This window comes from Acinetobacter sp. NigerLNRRAM0016 (assembly GCF_054112845.1).
The window spans coordinates 1-1212 of sequence record NZ_JBSYVT010000096.1; the positions used below are offsets into that span (position 1 = coordinate 1).

A 1212-nucleotide genomic window follows, 5' to 3' on the forward strand; every position below is an offset into this window, starting at 1 on the left:
ACATTTTGTAAAGTTTCAAAAATACCCACTTAAAATTCCTCTATTTATGAGTTATAAAGTCATATGATTATCAATTAATCAAACTAGAAAAAGAAGATCGTACGAATAATTAACGACATATTTTGTCGTACAAATTCTCTTCATTAAACTCAATAAATCTTACAAGAAATTCTTTTACAAACAACAACCATATGCTGCCTTTAGGAATTGGAGCAAGTATCCCCCCAATTCCTCAGAATACAAAAAATAGCCTTTTGACTCGTAATGTATAAGTCAAGAATTTTGACTTAAGCTATTTTTTGATCCCTCTACGCTTGGTATTTTCAAACTCTCCATGCCCAAAAGTTTGCATATCTTTTATGGCTTTCACTCGAAGACGTTGTATGTCCTTTTCAGGCAAGGTCAAATAATTGATCACCGAGAGTAAATGCTCCCAATCACTCTCTTTATTCCTTGTGACCATCCCTAGCCCAATTTCACAACCTGCCATACGCAACTTATGAATGTACTCCTTACTATGAGGGTTAAAATAGCAACCATGCCCTTGAGTAATCTCTTGCCATTTCTCCCCTATACGCTGCGCATAATAAGAGCCTTTCTGTACTTTCGTACCATCATAAATGAGTAACAGATGGGCATGATACCCACCATTGTTTTCCGTTGATTGTTCCAACGCCCAAGCATAACCATGTAGATATTGAAAACAGGTATCTTTATTCGATAAACGATTCCGCATCTTTTCAAAGTGCTTGTAGAATTGCTCTATATTAATCTGGCCCTTTGAATCATTTTTGTACGCGAGATCTACTCTGACTATCAATAATTTAGAGTAATGATGGAAAAGCTTACCAATATAACCTTCTAAGCTTTCCGTGTTGTTTTTTTCTTGTTGAGCAAATTGATACAACTCATCATGGATTCGATGCTTAGATGCTTTAATTTGTTTTTCAAATTCCTTCAACTGTTCTAGTTTAAGCTGAAGCACAAAATCATAATTATCTGCATTAGGGTTACAAAAAGGGTCATAACGCATTGAATCTATTTCTAGTTTTAATGCCACAAAAACAGCGTTGTAATCACTATAGTGATGATCCACATCATAGATATGTTCAAACTGCTCTAGTAGCTCCTTAAAAACTGGTTTAAATGCGTCTTCAAAACCTACGACCATAATATTGCTAATAAAACTCTCTACTGCGATTAAGATAGCTG

The 1212-nt window shown here is 34.9% G+C and carries 1 protein-coding gene; it reads right to left on the reverse strand.

Translation table 11 applies throughout. The features are described from left to right. Window positions 1–292 precede the first annotated feature (292 nt). Window positions 293–1207 (reverse strand): YagK/YfjJ domain-containing protein, encoded by a 915-nt coding sequence (locus ACWQ4X_RS19655; protein ID WP_457904672.1) that lies wholly within the window; start codon window positions 1205–1207, stop codon window positions 293–295. Window positions 1208–1212: the final 5 nt, after the last annotated feature.